This is a genomic window from Paenarthrobacter sp. UW852 (assembly GCF_024608385.1).
Classification (GTDB): Bacteria; Actinomycetota; Actinomycetes; order Actinomycetales; family Micrococcaceae; genus Arthrobacter.
This window is the reverse complement of sequence record NZ_JAMSGY010000004.1, coordinates 211701-228689: the sequence shown is the minus strand read 5'-3', so window position 1 is coordinate 228689 and position 16989 is coordinate 211701. Positions and strand designations below refer to the sequence as shown.

Sequence of the window (16989 nt, the reverse complement as noted above, 5' to 3'; positions counted from 1 at the left end):
ACTCACATCCCACCCCCTTCCGGCCAACCCTCACTCACACCCCACCCCCTTCAACCCAACCCTCACTCACATCCCACCCCCTTCAACCCAACCCTCACTCACATCCCACCCCCTTCAACCCAACCCTCACTCACATCCCACCCCCTTCAACCAAACCCTCACTCACATCCCACCCCCGAAGCCGGCGAAGGGGTGTTCTGCCCATCGCAGCCGGAAGGCATGTGTGACACCATTCGGTGAGTACCGCCGTCGAGCGTTTTATGAAGTTGGGGGAACCATGCGCAGAACCGCGCAGCGAAACTTGCGGCTGGCAGCTGCGCTTTTGGGGTGCGCGGCGGCATTGTCCAGCTGCGCCGCAACCCCGGACGGCCCCACCCGGAAGCCGAGCTCGGCGCCGCCGGTCACGGCCGCGCCGGCATCGCTCGCGGAGAGCACCATCAAGTACGACGCCCTGACCAAAGAGCTCGTGGAGGCCCTTGAAGCCAAAATGCCGGGGATAACCTGGGCCCCGGATGATCCCTCCAGCGTCACGAACAGCAAAGACGGCACGTGCATCTTCCGTCCGCAAAGTATGAAAAGCAGCGCGGACATCGTGGAGCCGTCCAAAAACTTCGAGGCTGTTTTCGACGCGGCAGACCCCATCCTTGAAAAGCACGGCTTCCCGGCGTTCGGCGGAACTGACCCCGTTCCGGGTGGCTGGGTGGTGGCCCGCAGCACCGACGGCACTGGCGCGACCATCACCATCGAATCGAAGAGCCCCGCCTTCCTGAGCATGACGGTCCCGGTCACGGCCGAAAGTTGTGCCGGCACGGCCACCCCCACGGGCTGACAGGGAAGTTCTATCCATCGCGTCCGGCGGGCCACACGGTTACGGTGACCTTGGCTTCATGGCCACAACATTCAAGGGGGACGGGACAATGCCGGGATTCTACGGTGCTGATGTTGAACAGTTGCGGACATTGGCCAAAACCATGTCCCGGCACTCCGAGCGAATGACCTCGCTGTCCCAGGAACTGGGAGGCCTCATCGCCAACGCCCGCTGGGACGGCAAGGATGCTGCGATATTCCGGGCGTCGTGGAACTCCGAGCACCGGCCGATGCTGGTGAGGATCTCCGCCGAGTTACGGGACCAGGCCACGGAATTGGCCCGGAACGCGGACGAACAGGACAAGTCCAGCTCGGGGTCTTCGGGTTCCGATCGTTCCGGGCGGGCCGACTCCAACCCACCCGGCGACCCCGGGCCCCTGAACCCGGACACGCCCGACGTCGATGTTCCCGGCGATGTTCGCAAAGACCCCGACGCCGGCAACCCCAGTGATATCCGCCAGGGCCAGATCGGTGATTGCTGGCTACTGGCCGGGATCGGTTCGGTGGCCCAGGAATTGGAGCGGCAGGGCAAATTGGATGAGTTCCTGGAATCGCATATGCGACCCGTTGGCGACCCGCCGACGCACTGGATGGTCACCCTTTATGAGGACGGCGAACCCGTGGAGGTCACTGTGGAGGCCAAGTCCACGGAGGGCGGCGTGCGCGGCGCGGACGGTGAGCCGAACTGGTTGTCCATCTACGAACGCGCTGCCGCTGAGCACCGGGGCGGATCCTACGATGACATCGACGGCGGCTACAGCAACGAAGCCATGGAGCTGATGACCGGTAAGTCCGCGGATAAGGACGGTGAGCTGAACCTGGACGAAATCGAGGACAAACTTTCGGACGGCAAAGCGGTCTCCGTAGGCACCGAAGATGTGAAAGACGACGACTTCGATTGGTTCTGGGAATCTGAAGAGGTCAACCGCACAGATGTGGTCCCCAACCACGCGTACATGGTGGTGGATGTGAAAACCAACGACGACGGCCAGAAGGTCATCGTGCTGGCCAACCCATGGGGGCCTTCAGGCGGTTACATGGAGGGCGACAGCGACCACAAGTCCGGAACGTTGGAACTGACCGAAGATGAGTACAAGGAAAACTTCGATTCCGTGTACTCCGTGGATGTGAAGTAGGGATGACCGTGGAACAGCTGGTAACCGTGAAGCAAGGAATGCAGCCGACCTTCGACGGCGTGCAAGTAGGCGTGGTGAAGATCGGCATCGCGGAAGGAGCTCCTGCCGTGCAGTTCTGGATCCGGACGGCAGAGGAGGAACGGAAGCAGGCCTTCCGGGAGGGCCAGTCCGTCACCCTGCCCGGCGCGGGGATCCTCACCGTCACCGGGATCCAGCCCGACGACGACTCGGCCCTCGCCTCGGTGACGTTGAAGTACGACGCCGGGACGTGAGAGAGCGTCACCCCCAAACAGGCGGGAGGTGAGAGAGCGTCAGGCTTTGGCGAGGGCCTCTTTCAGCGCGCCCAGCACCAGTGTCACCGACGCACTGTTGGCGTTGGGGCCCATCATGCCGATCCGCCACACCGTGTCCGCGTATTCCCCCACCCCAGAGCCAATTTCCATGCTGAAGTGCTCCAAAAGGTAGGCGCGCACGGCAGCCGAGTTGACGCCGTCGGGCACTTTGACGGTGGTGAGGCTCGGCAACCGGGAACCTTCGGCGGCGAACAGTTCCAGCCCCATCTCCTGCAGCCCGTTCTGCAACGCGTCACCAGCGGCGCGATGCCGGGCCTGCACAACGTCCAGCCCTTCGGCGAGGATGCGGTCCAACGCAGCTTCCAGGCCGGCGATGATGGTGACCGGTGCAGTGTGGTGGTAGGTCCGGGCACCGCTGGCCGCGCCGACGTAGCCGCCGAGCAGCCCAATATCGAGGTACCAGGAACGCGGATCCTTGACGCGGCGTTCGAACGCGCGGTCGGACACCGTGAACGGCGACAATCCCGGCGGGACGCCCAAGCACTTCTGCGTGCCGGCGTATCCGACGTCGATCCCCCAGTCGTCCGCCAAGAGCTCCAACCCACCGATCGATGTGACGGCGTCCGTGATCAGCAGGGCGTCTCCCTTGCCGGCACCGAGGGCTGCGATGTCGGAGATCACGCCTACGGATGTCTCAGCGTGGACCGCCGCGATCACTTTGGGATGAGGGTGTGCCGAGAGCACCCGGTCGGCGTCGATGGGCTGGCCCCACTCATGGTCCACGCGGACCACCTCTGCGCCGCAGCGCCGGGCGACCTCACACATCCGCGCCCCGAAAAGGCCGTTGACAGCGATCACTGCCACGTCGCCGTCGGACACGGTGTTCACGAAAGCCGCTTCCATCCCGCCAGAACCGGTAGCACTCAACGGCAAGGTCCGCGCATTGGTGGTCCCCCACACGGTACGGAGGCCCTCGCAGGTGTGGTCGAGCCGCTCGATGAACACCGGGTCCAGGTGGCCTAGCACGGGGTACGCCAAGGCGGCCATGGCTTCGGGGTAGCAATTGCTGGGGCCGGGACCGAACAGGAACCTGGACGTCAGAATGTCTGGCATGTGGAACTCCTTCCGCTGGTAGTGGTCATTCTGCCCCAGCGTGGTGGGAGGCGCGAACCGCACCTGCCGTGGAGCCGGAATTGGCCGATCGGAGCTGGTCGGCACCCCAAATAGCCAGCGCTCCGAACGCGAATGCCGCCCCGAGCACACTGGCACCGGCCCAGCCCCATGCGGCGTAAACGGGCGCTACTGTCGCGGCCCCAGCGGCGCTGCCCACGGAGTAGAACACCATGTAGCTGCCGATGATGCTGCCGGCCGACTCCTCGGCCCCCGCGACAATCAGCGTTTGGCTGCTGACGTGGACAGCCTGCACGGCGGCGTCGAGCACGACGATTCCGACGACGAACCACAGCAGCGACCACTCTCCCAACCACAACGCGATCCATGAGCCAAGCAGCGCGATTAAGCCCGCACCGGTGACCCGTTGGCCCCAACCCCGGTCCGCCGCTGCTCCGGCTTTTGACGCGGCCAGTATCCCCACCAGGCCGGCCAGCCCAAAGAGTCCAATGACCCGGGGCGGCAGGTCCCAGCCGGGGCCACCCAGCAGCAGTGACATCCCGCTCCACAGCACGCCGAAGGACGCAAAAAGAAGCATGGTGATCAGGGCCCGGGTCCGAAAAACGGGATTGCTGCGGGTGAGGACCACAACCGACTGGACTGCCTGCCGGTAGCTGACGCCGCCTCGATCCGGCCGGTCCTGGGGCAACGCCCTGAAAAGGGCGGCGGAGAGGATCACCGCAACCGAAGCCGCCAGGATATAGACCGACCTCCAGCCCCACGCATCCGTCAAGCCACCCGCTACGGTCCGCGCAAGGATAATGCCACTCACGACGCCGGCAGTTACGGTACCGATGTTGCGCCCCCTTTGGTGGGGGCTACTGGATGCGGCGGTGAACGCCACGATGGTCTGCACCACGGACGAGGCACCTCCCAGGAGAACGAATCCAAGGAGCAAGAGGGTGGGCGATGACGCCAAGGTGACAGTGCATGCTCCCACGGCACTGGCCCCGACTTGAAGGGCCATCAGCTTTCGGCGATCGGTTACGTCTCCCAGTGGAACCAAAAGAACCAGCCCCACTAAGTACCCGGCTTGGGCTGAGGCCACAATCCAGCCGATGCCTGCCACGGGTATCCCGACGTCCGAGCCAATGACTTCGAGGAGCGGCTGCCCGTAGTAGAGGTTGGACACCATGAACCCGGCAGCGACTGCGAGCAGCAAGAGTAATCCAGGGCTTAGGCCCTGTGCAGATTTTGTGGCGTTACCCATGGGGCTTACCTCTTTCGTTTGGTTTCGATATGAAACCAAATGAGCGTATGGCAGAATGGTTTCATGCTGCAACCAACCGACGTGGACTGGACAGATCCCGAGTGCCCTGTCGCCAGGGCTACCGACCTTGTTGGCGACAAATGGACCCTGCTGATCATCAGGGATTCGCTGGATGGCAAACGTCGCTTCTCCGAGTTTGAGAAGTCCCTGGGCGTCGCGAAGAACATCCTTTCGGACCGGCTTCGACTCCTGGTTGACAGAGGCATCCTGACGCGGATCCCCAACCCCCGCGGCACGCGGAGCGAGTATGAGCTCACTGATGCGGGGCGCGACCTCTTCACGCTGATCCTGAGCCTTCGGCAATGGGGCGAACGCAACGCTTTCGGCCCCGACGAAAGGCACTCAGTCCTCATCGACACGTCGACCGGACAGCCAGTCCCGCAGCTTCACCCCTTCGGATCCGGCGGAAAGGAACTCGACCCCCAAGAAGCACAGGTGGCCAAGGTGGGCCAGCAGCTTCCCTGAACGCATCCCCAGGATCACCCAAGGTGAAAATGCTAAGGTTGCTCACCAAATACCGAGGCCGCCACGGATAGGGGACAAGAGTGACGACTGAAGGGCAGAAGCAACCGGAAGCCGGCGTCCAGGGCGAAGTAAGCCAGGACCGCTTCGTTGCGGGCCAGGATCTGACGCGCTGGAAATCCCCGATCGGGCGCACCTTGGCCAGGGGCGCCGAGTGGATCACCAGGCTCCTCGGCCCCTATGCAGCGCTCATCATCACGCTGGTCGTGGGCCTAGCGGTGGCATTGTCGTTGGCCCTGGTTTTCGGCGAAGTTTACGAGTCCGTCACGGAAGCTGACGGCGTTGCGGGCCTGGACCATCCAGCACTTGATGCAGCCAAGACGGTCCGTTCCCCCGCCTTGGATGTTGCGATCACTGCTTACACAAACATCGGTGGCACTGTGGGAATGCCCATCATTGCCGTGGTGATCATGATCTTCCTGGCCGTGCGCAGGAAGTCCTGGACACCGGTCATCCTGATGCTTGCCGCCGGGCTCGGCTCACTGCTCATCACCGTCCTCGGCAAGCCACTCTTTGGCCGCACCCGGCCGGACCTCGCCGACGCCATCCCGCCCTACGAGCACTCCCCCTCCTTTCCCAGCGGACACTCCCTGAACTCCCTGGTGATTGCGGGCATCGTGGCGTACCTGGTCATCCTGAGGCTAAAGACCCTGCGCGCGCGGGTCATTACCGTGGCGGTGGCGGCGGCATTTGCCATCACCATGGGCCTGAGCCGTGTCTACCTCGGCCATCACTGGCTGACCGATGTCCTGGCCGCCTGGGCTATTGGCATCTCATGGTTGGCGCTGGTCATCACGGCCCATCGCCTCTATCTGACCGTGCGCACGAGACGCCACACTACGATAGTCTCTTGACACCAGAGTGATCTCTCGGCTTAACTAAATTACGTATGCTGAAATAACAGTTCCATGATGCGGAAGCAGAAGTATCGCGCTTCCTCCTGCTGAACAGCAGGAGTTCCGCATAGCCCACACCATGGATGCCAGCATTTGCCTGAGGATGACAAGCATGGAGCTTGCAGTATTCAACAGCCTTGAGCGGGATGAGGCCGTCAAAACCCTGACACCCTGCCTGGATATCAGCCGCTGGGTCGAAACAATCGTCGACGCCCGCCCCTTCGCAAGCGTGGACGACTTGTTGGCCCACGCCAACAAAGCCGCGCACCCCTTCACGCCGGCCGAAGTGGAGTCTGCCATGGCCCACCACCCCCGGATCGGCGAACGCCCCAAGGCACAAACCACCGAGGCCGCAATGTCGCGTTCGGAGCAAGCCGGAGTTGACCCCGGCGACAACCAGACAACAGCGGCCCTGGCCGAGGGGAACCGTGCCTACGAGGAAAAATTCGGCAGGGTTTTCCTGATCCGCGCCGCAGGCCGCAGCGCCGAGGAAATCCTCGCCACGCTGCAGGAACGCATTACCCACACACCCGAAGAAGAAGACACAATCGTGGCCGGCCAGCTGCGGGAGATCGCATTGTTGCGCCTCTCCGGACTGGTCAGCGAAGGAGTCAACGCATGAGCGTTTCGCAGGTAACAACCCACATCCTCGACACCGGTTCCGGTCGCCCGGCGGCTGGCGTCGCCGTCGTACTTTACGTCCGCGAAGGCGACGACTGGACCTTGGTGGCGAAGGGCGAAACGGACGCCGACGGCCGCATCAAGACCCTTGGCCCGGAGCGGATTCCCGGCGGAGCGTACCGGCTGAACTTCGCCACGGGCGCCTACTACGAAGGCCTTGGCACGGAGACGTTCTTCCCCGAAGTGGACCTGAACTTCACAGTTTCCGATGCCGGCGAGCACTACCACGTGCCCCTGCTGCTGAGCCCGTTCGCGTTCTCGACGTATCGCGGCAGCTAACCCACCCCGCCGAGTTGCCAGCTAATGCCAATGTTCCCTAGGAACATTGGCATTAGCTGTCGTATCGGCGGGGAACGGTAGGCTTTAACACATGGCTTCAAAGGACACCACCCCCAACTCCGCCCGCCGCGAAATCACGGTTCGGCGGGCACCCAAGTTCGTACCCTTCATGATTCTGGGCGCGGTGGTGGGCGCAATCGTGGCCGCGATCATCGCTTACGGCCGCCCGGCGGACCCCGCCTTCGACGCCAGCACCGTCTTTGGTTTCTTCCTGATCGTTTGCGCCGGCGGCGGCGTCATAGTGTTCTCGATCCTCGCCCTGGTCCTGGACCGGGTCAGCGTCAAGCGCTCACAGCGCGCCGTGGTGGAAGCCGTTCCGGACTCGGTTCCGGATGAAGGCCCAGAGCACGACGACGTCCGGTAAGTCGGGCGTTAAGACCCACCTTTCGCGCGGGAGGCACTGTGAGACGTGTCGCATTTTGCCCGTATCGGCGCTGTTCGCGGGGTCACATAGGCTGCGGGGGGACCTACCACGGCCACAACATGAGACAATCGACCAGTGGCACGTGGCGACGGAAAACTTTCTCATGATCTTCTCCCTGGCGAAAAAGGCCCCCAGGACGCTTGTGGCGTCTTCGGGGTTTGGGCTCCCGGTGAAGAAGTAGCAAAACTCACCTATTACGGGCTGTATGCGCTGCAGCACCGCGGACAAGAATCGGCTGGTATCGCTACCAGTGACGGCAAGCGCATCAATGTCTATAAAGACATGGGCCTTGTGTCCCAGGTCTTCGACGAGACAACCCTTAATACCCTGACCGGGCATTTGGCCGTTGGCCACTGCCGGTACTCCACCACCGGTGCAAGCCACTGGGCCAACGCGCAGCCAACCCTGGGTGCGACCGCAACCGGCACGGTTGCTCTGGCCCACAACGGCAACCTGACCAACACCGCTGAACTCCGGGAAATGATCCTTGAGCGCAACGATGGCCAGCTGACCGGTGAGATGAAGCAGGGCAACACCTCTGACACCGCCCTGGTGACCGCACTCCTTGAGGGTGAAGAGGGCAAGACCCTGGAGCAGACCGCACTGGAGCTGCTGCCCAAGATCAAGGGTGGCTTCTGCTTCGTCTTCATGGACGAGGGAACCCTCTACGCAGCCCGTGACACATACGGCATCCGCCCGCTGTGCCTGGGCCGCCTGGACCGTGGCTGGGTGGTCGCTTCCGAGCAGGCCGGCCTTGCCACCGTTGGTGCGAGCTTCATCCGCGAGATCGAACCCGGCGAATTCATTGCCATCGACGAGGACGGCGTCCGTTCGCAGCGCTTCGCTGAGGCTACCCCCGCCGGCTGCGTCTTCGAATACGTCTACCTTGCCCGCCCGGACGCTGCCATTGCCGGCCGCTCCGTGTACGAGGCCCGTGTTGAGATGGGCCGCCAGTTGGCCCGCGAAAACACGCACGAGGCCGATCTGGTCATCCCCGTTCCGGAATCGGGTACCCCTGCGGCTGTTGGTTACGCCGAACAGTCGGGCATCCCGTTCGCTCACGGCTTCGTCAAGAACGCCTACGTTGGCCGTACCTTCATCCAGCCCTCGCAAACCCTGCGCCAGCTGGGTATCCGCCTGAAGCTCAACGCCTTGGAATCGGTGATCCGTGGCAAGCGCATTGTGGTGGTGGATGACTCGATCGTCCGCGGCAACACGCAACGCGCAATCGTCCGAATGCTCCGCGAAGCCGGCGCTGCTGCGGTGCACGTGAAGATTTCCTCCCCACCGGTGCAGTGGCCCTGCTTCTACGGCATCGACTTCGCGTCCCGCGCGGAGCTGATCGCCAACGGCGCCACCATCGAGGAGATTTCGCAGGCCATCGGCGCTGACTCGCTGGCCTACATCTCCGAGGATGGCATGATCGGCGCCACCCAGCAGCCGCGCGAACGCCTGTGCACGGCCTGCTTTACGGGCAAGTACCCGATTGAGCTGCCGCACGCGGACAAGCTGGGCAAGAACCTGCTGGAGCGCACGGACCTGGGCGGCCTGGAACCGGCCGCTGAGTCCGAGTCCGTGGACGACTCCGAGGATCCGGCCGAGAAGCCCGGTGCCACAGGCTGCGATCCGGGACCCGACGCCGAATTCGAAAACCTCCTTACCGACGCTGATCGTTTGACCGACGCCGACAAGAAAGAGTCTGTATGACCTCCGCAACCCCCGCCGCTGACAGCACCCAGAATGCAAACGCCATCACTTACGCTTCTGCAGGTGTCGACGTCGAAGCGGGAGACCGCGCCGTCGAACTCATGAAGGACGCCGTCAAGGCGACCCACAACAACTCGGTGATTGGCGGCGTCGGCGGTTTCGCTGGCCTGTACGACGTCTCGAAGCTGCTGACCTACAAGAAGCCGCTGCTTGCCACGTCCACGGACGGTGTTGGCACCAAGGTGGCAATCGCCCAGGCCATGGACATCCACGACACCATCGGTTTCGACCTGGTGGGCATGGTGGTGGACGACATCGTGGTGGTTGGCGCTGAGCCGCTGTACATGACCGATTACATCGCCTGCGGCAAAGTTGTTCCGGAGCGCATCGCCGACATCGTGCGCGGTATCGCAGCTGCGTGCTCCGTTGCCGGCACCGCCCTTGTGGGCGGCGAGACCGCCGAGCACCCGGGCCTCCTGGGCGAGCACGAGTACGACGTCGCCGGTGCCGCTACCGGTGTTGTCGAAGCCGATGCCCTGCTTGGCCCGGACCGTGTCCGTGCCGGCGACGTCGTGATCGGCATGGCATCCTCCGGCCTGCACTCCAACGGCTACTCCTTGGTCCGCCGCGTCATCAACCACGCCGGTTGGGCCTTGGACCGCCAGGTTTCCGAGCTCGGCCGCACGCTGGGCGAGGAGCTCCTTGAGCCGACCCGCGTCTACGCAGCCGACTGCCTGGACCTCGCACGCACCTTCCCGCTCACGGGTGGCGCCGCAGTTCACGGCTTCAGCCACGTGACCGGTGGTGGCCTGGCCGCCAACCTGGCCCGAGTCCTCCCGCAGGGCCTGGTTGCCACGGTTGACCGCAACACCTGGGAACTCCCCGCGATCTTCAAGCTGGTCTCCGAGCTGGGCAACGTCCCGCTGGCCGACCTGGAGCGCACGCTGAACCTCGGCGTGGGCATGATCGCCATTGTGTCCCCCGAAGTTGCCGACGCTGCTGTTGCCCGCCTCAACGACCGCGGACTGCCGTCGTGGGTCATGGGTACTGTTTCGGCTGACTCGGACTCGATCGACAAGACCGGCCCGGACTACGTCCAGGGTGCCAAGGGTGTCGACGGCGGCGCTGTCCGTTTGGTGAACGCGTACGCCTAAGCGGTCTATCACCTCTTAAAAAGAGCGGCCCTGCAGTTTCGAACTGCAGGGCCGCTCTTTTGTTGTTCGCCAGCTTCCCAACTAGCGTGACGAGACCTGGATCAGGCTCAGGACGCCGCCCTGTGGGTCCTGAATGGTGGCCAGGGATCCGGTCTCGGTGGTTTCCTCGGGTTCCACCAGCACCACTCCCCCGGCAGCTACCGCAGAGTCAACGGCCCGGCGCACGTCCGCGACACCGAAATAGATCTGCCAGGCGGCATCCTCGCCTTCGTCGGCGGGAACGACGCCGGCCACCTCGTCACCGTTGACCATCAGCGTGCTGTAGCTGCCGCCGTCGTCCTGCGGGTATTCGGTGACCTCATGCCCGAAAAGCTGCTGGAAGAACCCGACGGCGGCCTGCGGCTCAGGCGTCAGCAGCTCGGCCCAAGCCAACGCACCGGGCTCGTTGAAGAGGTGGCTGCCGATGTGCGTGCCAGCCTGCCAGACCCCGGTGGTTCCGCCGCCAGGGGGTTCGATGAACGCCAACACCCCGGTGTCCGCCACGGCCTCGGGCCCGAACTGGAGCTTCCCACCGGCATGAACGGCGTCTTCCCCGATTTCTTCGGTGTCCGTGGCCGCAATGTAGATGTTCCACTGGCTGTGGGTCCCTGCGGCTTCCTGGAGGGGGTTCTGCGGGGCGATGACGGCCACGAGATGCTCCCCGATGAAGGCCTGGGAGTAGCTGCGGCCGTCAGGGGTAGGCAGGTCCTGATAGCTCCAGCCGAAAAGGTGCTGGTAGAACTCCTTTGCTGCGGCCACGTCCCTGGCCTGCAGGTCGGCCCAGCACGGCTCACCGTTGGTGTAATGCTTCCGGACCGTCATGCTGTAACTCCTGTCATGATGCTGAACGCTGCCCCTGCCGGGTCCATGAGCACCGCCATGCGACCTATGCCCGGCACGTCGAAAGCAGGGGCGATGACGTGGCTGCCGAGTTCCACTGCCATGTCCACACCGGCATCCACGTTAGCCACGGCAAAGTACGTCATCCAAAACGGCGAGAGGCCCTCGATGGGGAGTGTGAGCGCGCCGGCGATCCGCTTTCCGTCCACCAACAGTGATGTGTATTCCTGCAGGTCCCCTGCCGGCTCTGTCCGGCTGTCGCATCCGGTCACGGCCTTATAGAAAGCCACTGCCTTGGGGACGTCGTTGGTTTGAAGCTCGTTCCAAATCATGGTGCCAGGCTCGTTCACAAGACCTGAACCGGGATGGTTCAGGGCCTCCCAAAAACCGATCTGGGCTCCGGTGGGGTCTGTGGCGAAGAACATGCGGCCGCTGCCGTTGGGAACCGATTCGGGCGGCGAAAGCAACGATCCTCCGGCGGCCTCCACGCCCCGGGCAGCAGCGTCCGCTGAATCCACGGCAAGGTAATTCGCCCAGTACGACGGCATCCCTTGCGGCGCGTCCGGCGACTGCTGCATCAGGCCGGCAACGTATCGCCCGCGAAGCTTCGCCATGTAGTACGTCATACCGTCCCCGGCGTCGCGCGCCTCCAGCTCCCAGCCAAAGAGGTCGCTGTAGAACTTTGTGGACACGTCGATGTCATTGGAGGACAGGTCCACCCAACACGGTGTCCCCTGCTTGTAGCTATCGACCTCCGGCATGGTTCTCCCTTTCGATGCACCCGAGCTCAAGACTACGCAGAAAAGGGCCCCCGGGGTACGCCAAAGATCGGCGTGCCCTGGGGGCCCTTTTCAAAAGATTTACGGCATCCGAAGATGCGCGTTGACCTTGATGTACGACGGCGGTCCGCAACTCAGTGCCAAAGGCACCTGTTGGTCACGACAGCTATCCGATACGGCGGGTGTCTACCTCGTCGTCATCGTCTTCCGCGTACTTGTCCTCGTAGGCCGAATAGTCCGGCTCCGGGGGATCTTCGGGGAAGTGGCTCTTTACACGACTGGACGGACCCGTGAGCTCCCGCTCAAGTGCCGAATAGTCAGTGTTCGGGGAGTAGTACTTGATGTCCCGAGCCTGCTTGGTAGCTTTTGCCTTTTGACGGCCGCGCCCCATGGCGTGACCCCCTTTTGTACTTGGACCGGAGGTGGTCACCTTGGCTATCGGTGAGGCCCCGGAATGTTTGGTCAATTTGTCGTATGTCTAGATTACATGCTTTCGGAGGTGCCTGCGTGCCAACACAACGCGGCGGCACAGCCAACCACAAGCAAAACCAAGGCTGGGCACCTCCAACAAGGGTGAAAATTCGGTAGAGTCTGCCTCAATGCGACCCCAGAGCAGGAAGGCACTCACCGGAATATGAGCCAGGACAACACCCCACCACGTGACGGTTCACCACGCGAACAGGGCGAGAACGCCGTGGACCCTGCGCCCACCGCACCCTCAGGGCTCCCTCCTGCACCGTGGGCCTCACCTTCCGGATTGCAGCCAGACCCTGCGCCCGAAATGGATCCCGACTTCGTGCCCAATCCCGGCGAACAGCCGGACCCCGCGGCCCCGCCGACGGACGGCCAGCAGCCCAGCTACCCCAGCGCATATCCGGGGCAGCAACCGAATGGGTCCGAAGAGTGGCAGCCCGAGCAGCACGGGGACCCGGTCAAGCGGCAGCGGCTGGTCATCGGCGGGATCGTCCTGGGTGTCCTTGTGCTCATCGGCTTGGTGATCTGGGTGCTGCTCAACCTGCTTGGCACCCGCCCGGAAGCGGCAACAACCAGCCCCAGCGCTACAGCAACACTTGGCCCCCTCCCCCGTGATACCGAGGCCAAGGATTTCCAAGTCGGTGACTGCTTTGCCGACTTCGATCCCAATGCTTCCAAAGCGCGGGCCGTGGCGTGTGATACTGAGCACTCGGCCCAACTTGGCGCTGTTTTCACTTACACCGGAGACGAGTCGTTCCCCGGAACCAATGCGTTGCGTGACAAGGGCCGCGAAGTGTGCCGGACAGTGAAGCTCAACGCGGCGGCCGACAAATACGTCCTGCTTCAGCAGAATGTCTACCCCAGCACCACCAGCTGGGACCGTGGCGACCGCCGCGTTGATTGCTTCATCGTGGTGGATTCCGGCAACACCATCAAGGAAAACCTCCTCGAAAAGTAGCTGCCGGGTCCCCTACTTCCTGCGGACCGTCAGGCCGGCACCCACCGGCATTCCGCCGTCGGGCCCTGTCAGCGCCTCAAAGCCCTCAATGGTGAGCTCGTCCAGGTCCGCGGCAGTGTCCACCAGCACGGTGTCACCATCGCTGATCTCCCCTGCAAGGATCTCCTTGGCGAGCCGGTCGCCGATCTCGCGCTGGACAAGCCTGCGGAGCGGGCGTGCGCCGTACGCGGGGTCGTAGCCGGACATAGCCAACCACGCACGCGCGCCGTCGGTGACTTCCAGGCTCAGGCGGCGATCGCGAAGGCGGTTGCCCAGCTCTGCCACATGCAGTTCAACAATCCGGGCCAGTTCCTCAACGGACAGCGGATCAAACAGGACGATTTCATCCAGGCGGTTCAGGAACTCAGGCTTGAAGGATGCCTGCACCACGGCCATGACCGCTTCCCGCTTGGCCCTTGCGTCCAGTGACTGGTCCACCAGGAACTGGCTTCCGGAGTTGGACGTCAGCACCAGGATGGTGTTGCGGAAGTCCACGGTGCGGCCCTGGCCGTCGGTGAGGCGACCGTCGTCGAGCACCTGCAAAAGGATGTCGAAGACCTCGGGGTGGGCCTTCTCCACTTCGTCCAGCAGCACCACCGAGTAGGGGCGGCGGCGAACAGCCTCGGTCAGCTGGCCGCCTTCCTCGTAGCCCACGTATCCCGGAGGGGCACCCACCAGCCGCGCTACAGCATGCTTCTCGCTGTACTCGGACATGTCGATCCGGATCATGGCGCGCTCATCATCAAAGAGGAAGTCTGCCAGCGCTTTGGCCAGCTCCGTCTTACCGACGCCCGTGGGGCCCAGGAACAGGAACGAACCCGTGGGTCGGTTGGGATCGCTAATGCCTGCGCGGGCCCGGCGGACGGCGTCAGACACGGCCTGCACAGCCTTGCTTTGGCCGATCAGGCGCTTCCCGAGTTCCTCTTCCATGTGGAGGAGCTTCTGCGATTCCCCTTGGAGCATGCGCCCCGCCGGGATGCCCGTCCACGCGGAGATGACCTCGGCGATGTCGTCCGCGGTCACCTCCTCGGCCACCATGAGTTCCGGCTTGTTGTCGGCACTGGTGCGGGCTTCTTCTTCGGCCGCGGCACTCAGCTCCCGCTCCAGGGCGGGCAGCTCTCCGTAGAGAATGCGCGACGCCGATTCCAGGTCGCCTTCGCGCTGCGACTTGTCCGCGGCGGAACGCAACTCGTCGATCTTGGCTTTGAGGTCACCAACGCGGTTCAGGCCCGCTTTCTCGGCCTCCCAGCGAGCATTGAGGGCGCTGAGCTCCTCTTTCTTATCGGCCATGTCGGCACGCAGCGCAGCCAACCGCTCCACCGAGGCCGGGTCGGTCTCCTTCTGGAGCGCCAGTTCCTCCATGGTCAAACGGTCGACGGCGCGGCGGAGCTGGTCGATCTCTTCCGGCGCGGAATCGATCTCCATGCGGAGCCGGGACGCGGCCTCGTCCACAAGGTCGATTGCCTTGTCCGGCAGCTGCCTGCCTGAGATGTAACGGTTGGACAGGGTGGCCCCAGCCACGAGTGCGGAGTCGGCAATGGCTACCTTGTGGTGCGCCTCGTAGCGTTCCTTCAAGCCACGAAGAATGCCGATGGTGTCCTCGACACTGGGCTCGCCGACGTAGACCTGCTGGAAGCGGCGTTCCAAGGCCGGGTCCTTTTCGATGTTCTCGCGGTATTCGTCCAGGGTGGTGGCACCAATCAGGCGCAGTTCCCCACGGGCAAGCATGGGCTTGAGCATGTTGCCGGCGTCCATGGCACTCTCGCCGGTGGCCCCGGCACCTACGACTGTGTGGATTTCGTCGATGAACGTGACGATCTGGCCGTTGGAGTTCTTGATTTCCTCAAGGACAGCCTTCAGCCGCTCCTCGAACTCGCCACGGTACTTGGCCCCGGCCACCATGGAAGCGAGGTCCAGGGCGATCAGGGTCTTGCCGCGAAGGCTTTCAGGGACGTCGCCGGCTACCATGCGTTGGGCCAAGCCCTCCACGACGGCCGTCTTACCGACGCCGGGTTCGCCGATCAGCACCGGATTGTTCTTGGTGCGGCGGCTGAGGACCTGGATAACGCGGCGAATTTCGCTGTCGCGCCCGATGACGGGGTCGAGCTTGCCGGACCGCGCTACTGCCGTGAGGTCGGTGCCGAACTTCTCCAAGGCCTGGAACGTGTTTTCCGGGTCGGGCGAATTGACGTTCCTGTCGCCACGGACACCCGGGAGTGCGGCGAGCAGCGCCTCATGGGAGGCACCGGCGTCGCGCAGTAGTTTCCCGACGGCGTCACTTCCGGCCGAGAGCCCCAGCAGCAGGTGCTCGGTGGACACAAAGGAGTCGCCGAGTTTGTCGGCCTCGCCTTGGGCGGCCTGGATGGCCTGCATGGACTGGCGGGAGAGTTGCGCCTGCTGGACCGAACTGCCCGAGGACGACGGCAGCGCCTTGATGGCAGAGCTTGCCTGGACGCTGACGGCATCCGGGTCCGCGCCCGTGGCACGCAGGAGCGCCACTGCGACGCCTTCGCGCTGGTCCATGAGTGCTTTGAGCAAGTGTGCGGGCTCGAGCTGCGGGTTGCCCGCGGTTGAGGCGTTCATGGCGGCCGCAGAAAGGGCCTCCTGGCTTTTGGTAGTGAATTTGACGTCCAAAGAGTGCACCCTTTCTGGTGAGACCGATTCTTTCAAGTTGAGTCTACTACGCTCAACTTTGAAATATGGGGCCCTGTCTTCCATGTTTGCCCACGGCGAAACCAGTGTCCAGAGCCTTTGGGTTGGGGAGGCGCTTAGGCTGGGGGCATGGACACTATCTCCAGCGCGGAGGAACTCGAAGAACTCATTGGACGCCCCTTGGATCGCGTACGGAAGAAGGTGCGACGGCAGCTCAGCGCTTTCGACCGGCAATGGCTCGCCGCGAGCCCCTTCTGCGTGATCTCCACTACCGATGCCCAGGGCCGTGTGGATGCCTCACCCAAGGGTGACCCCGCCGGCTTCATCCACGTGCTGGACGACAACACCATCGCCATTCCCGAACGGCCCGGCAACAAGCTCGCCTTCGGCTTCCACAACATCCTGGAAAACCCGAACGTCGGCATTCTGTCTGTCGTCCCGGGGCGCACCGACACCTTGCGGATCAACGGGACCGCGCGCATCGTCAGCGACGCAGACTTCTTTGAACACATGGTGGTCAAGGGGCACCGCCCACGGGCCGCCGTCGTGGTGACCGTGGAGGAAGTGTTCACGCACTGCGGCAAGGCGTTCATGCGCAGCGGACTCTGGCAGCCGGAAACCTGGGAGAGCGGCGATTTGCCGAGCATTGCCGTGCTCGCGAAGACCTACACCCAGCCCGAAGCCCCGCTGGAGGAACTGGAGTCCTACTACGGACCGTCCTACGCCGAGGGAATGTACCGGGACTGACC

At 63.7% G+C, this 16989-nt stretch carries 18 protein-coding genes; 12 read left to right on the top strand and 6 right to left on the bottom strand.

All coding sequences use genetic code 11. From position 1 onward, the window contains the following. Nucleotides 1–277: 277 nt before the first annotated feature. The 3 genes from NEK97_RS09245 (at nucleotide 278) to NEK97_RS09235 (ending at nucleotide 2275) form a co-directional block, all read left to right on the top strand. The gene (locus tag NEK97_RS09245; protein WP_257369543.1) at nucleotides 278–829 is read left to right on the top strand and encodes a hypothetical protein; all 552 of its coding nucleotides are present in this window, start codon (nucleotides 278–280) and stop codon (nucleotides 827–829) included. 88 nt (nucleotides 830–917) lie between these two features. Next, nucleotides 918–2003 (top strand): C2 family cysteine protease, encoded by a 1086-nt coding sequence (locus tag NEK97_RS09240; RefSeq protein ID WP_257369542.1) that lies wholly within the window; start codon nucleotides 918–920, stop codon nucleotides 2001–2003. Between the two features lie 8 nt (nucleotides 2004–2011). After that, complete coding sequence (locus tag NEK97_RS09235; RefSeq protein WP_257369540.1) at nucleotides 2012–2275, top strand: hypothetical protein; 264 nt, start codon at nucleotides 2012–2014, stop codon at nucleotides 2273–2275. 39 nt (nucleotides 2276–2314) lie between these two features. On the opposite strand, the gene NEK97_RS09230 is transcribed toward NEK97_RS09235, so the two are convergent. Beyond that, on the bottom strand, nucleotides 2315–3409 hold the full coding sequence (locus NEK97_RS09230) for an alanine--glyoxylate aminotransferase family protein (RefSeq protein ID WP_257369539.1): 1095 nt from the start codon (nucleotides 3407–3409) through the stop codon (nucleotides 2315–2317). Nucleotides 3410–3434: 25 nt separating this feature from the next. Next, on the bottom strand, nucleotides 3435–4628 hold the full coding sequence (locus NEK97_RS09225) for an MFS transporter (protein ID WP_257369538.1): 1194 nt from the start codon (nucleotides 4626–4628) through the stop codon (nucleotides 3435–3437). A gap of 111 nt (nucleotides 4629–4739) precedes the next feature. Here NEK97_RS09225 and NEK97_RS09220 point away from each other — a divergent pair, with 111 nt between their 5' ends. The 7 genes from NEK97_RS09220 (at nucleotide 4740) to purM (ending at nucleotide 10459) form a co-directional block, all read left to right on the top strand. Beyond that, on the top strand, nucleotides 4740–5201 hold the full coding sequence (locus NEK97_RS09220; protein WP_257369536.1) for a helix-turn-helix domain-containing protein: 462 nt from the start codon (nucleotides 4740–4742) through the stop codon (nucleotides 5199–5201). A gap of 80 nt (nucleotides 5202–5281) precedes the next feature. After that, entirely contained in the window at nucleotides 5282–6112 is an 831-nt protein-coding gene (locus NEK97_RS09215) for a phosphatase PAP2 family protein (RefSeq protein ID WP_257369535.1), read from the top strand. Nucleotides 6113–6266: 154 nt separating this feature from the next. Next, on the top strand, nucleotides 6267–6776 hold the full coding sequence (uraD, locus tag NEK97_RS09210) for a 2-oxo-4-hydroxy-4-carboxy-5-ureidoimidazoline decarboxylase (protein WP_257369534.1): 510 nt from the start codon (nucleotides 6267–6269) through the stop codon (nucleotides 6774–6776). After that, nucleotides 6773–7114, top strand: coding sequence for a hydroxyisourate hydrolase (gene uraH / locus NEK97_RS09205; protein WP_017199951.1), 342 nt, complete (start codon nucleotides 6773–6775; stop codon nucleotides 7112–7114). The genes uraD and uraH overlap by 4 nt, the downstream gene beginning before the upstream one ends. Nucleotides 7115–7205: 91 nt before the next feature. Further along, entirely contained in the window at nucleotides 7206–7538 is a 333-nt protein-coding gene (locus NEK97_RS09200; protein WP_235517714.1) for a hypothetical protein, read from the top strand. 135 nt (nucleotides 7539–7673) lie between these two features. Further along, a complete protein-coding gene (purF, locus tag NEK97_RS09195) occupies nucleotides 7674–9305 on the top strand; it encodes an amidophosphoribosyltransferase (RefSeq protein WP_235517716.1) in 1632 nt (543 codons plus the stop codon). Further along, nucleotides 9302–10459 carry a phosphoribosylformylglycinamidine cyclo-ligase gene (gene purM, locus NEK97_RS09190; protein WP_257369529.1) on the top strand — a complete coding sequence of 386 codons (1158 nt, stop codon included), beginning with the start codon at nucleotides 9302–9304 and terminating at the stop codon, nucleotides 10457–10459. The genes purF and purM overlap by 4 nt, the downstream gene beginning before the upstream one ends. Nucleotides 10460–10540: 81 nt before the next feature. On the opposite strand, the gene NEK97_RS09185 is transcribed toward purM, so the two are convergent. The 3 genes from NEK97_RS09185 to NEK97_RS09175 all read right to left on the bottom strand — a co-directional run bounded on the left by NEK97_RS09185 (nucleotide 10541) and on the right by NEK97_RS09175 (nucleotide 12508). Beyond that, nucleotides 10541–11320, bottom strand: coding sequence for a VOC family protein (locus NEK97_RS09185; protein ID WP_257369527.1), 780 nt, complete (start codon nucleotides 11318–11320; stop codon nucleotides 10541–10543). Further along, nucleotides 11317–12099, bottom strand: coding sequence for a VOC family protein (locus tag NEK97_RS09180; RefSeq protein WP_257369525.1), 783 nt, complete (start codon nucleotides 12097–12099; stop codon nucleotides 11317–11319). Before NEK97_RS09180 ends, NEK97_RS09185 begins: the two co-directional genes overlap by 4 nt. 184 nt (nucleotides 12100–12283) lie before the next feature. After that, nucleotides 12284–12508 (bottom strand): DUF3073 domain-containing protein, encoded by a 225-nt coding sequence (locus NEK97_RS09175; RefSeq protein WP_024818182.1) that lies wholly within the window; start codon nucleotides 12506–12508, stop codon nucleotides 12284–12286. Nucleotides 12509–12751: 243 nt separating this feature from the next. On the opposite strand from NEK97_RS09175, the gene NEK97_RS09170 reads away from it, so the two are divergent. Continuing rightward, nucleotides 12752–13549 carry a septum formation family protein gene (locus NEK97_RS09170; RefSeq protein WP_257369523.1) on the top strand — a complete coding sequence of 266 codons (798 nt, stop codon included), beginning with the start codon at nucleotides 12752–12754 and terminating at the stop codon, nucleotides 13547–13549. Between the two features lie 12 nt (nucleotides 13550–13561). On the opposite strand, the gene clpB is transcribed toward NEK97_RS09170, so the two are convergent. Then, nucleotides 13562–16222 carry an ATP-dependent chaperone ClpB gene (gene clpB, locus NEK97_RS09165; protein ID WP_257369521.1) on the bottom strand — a complete coding sequence of 887 codons (2661 nt, stop codon included), beginning with the start codon at nucleotides 16220–16222 and terminating at the stop codon, nucleotides 13562–13564. Between the two features lie 147 nt (nucleotides 16223–16369). Between clpB and NEK97_RS09160 the strand changes: the two genes are divergently transcribed. Beyond that, entirely contained in the window at nucleotides 16370–16987 is a 618-nt protein-coding gene (locus tag NEK97_RS09160; RefSeq protein ID WP_235517724.1) for an MSMEG_1061 family FMN-dependent PPOX-type flavoprotein, read from the top strand. Nucleotides 16988–16989 lie beyond the last annotated feature (2 nt).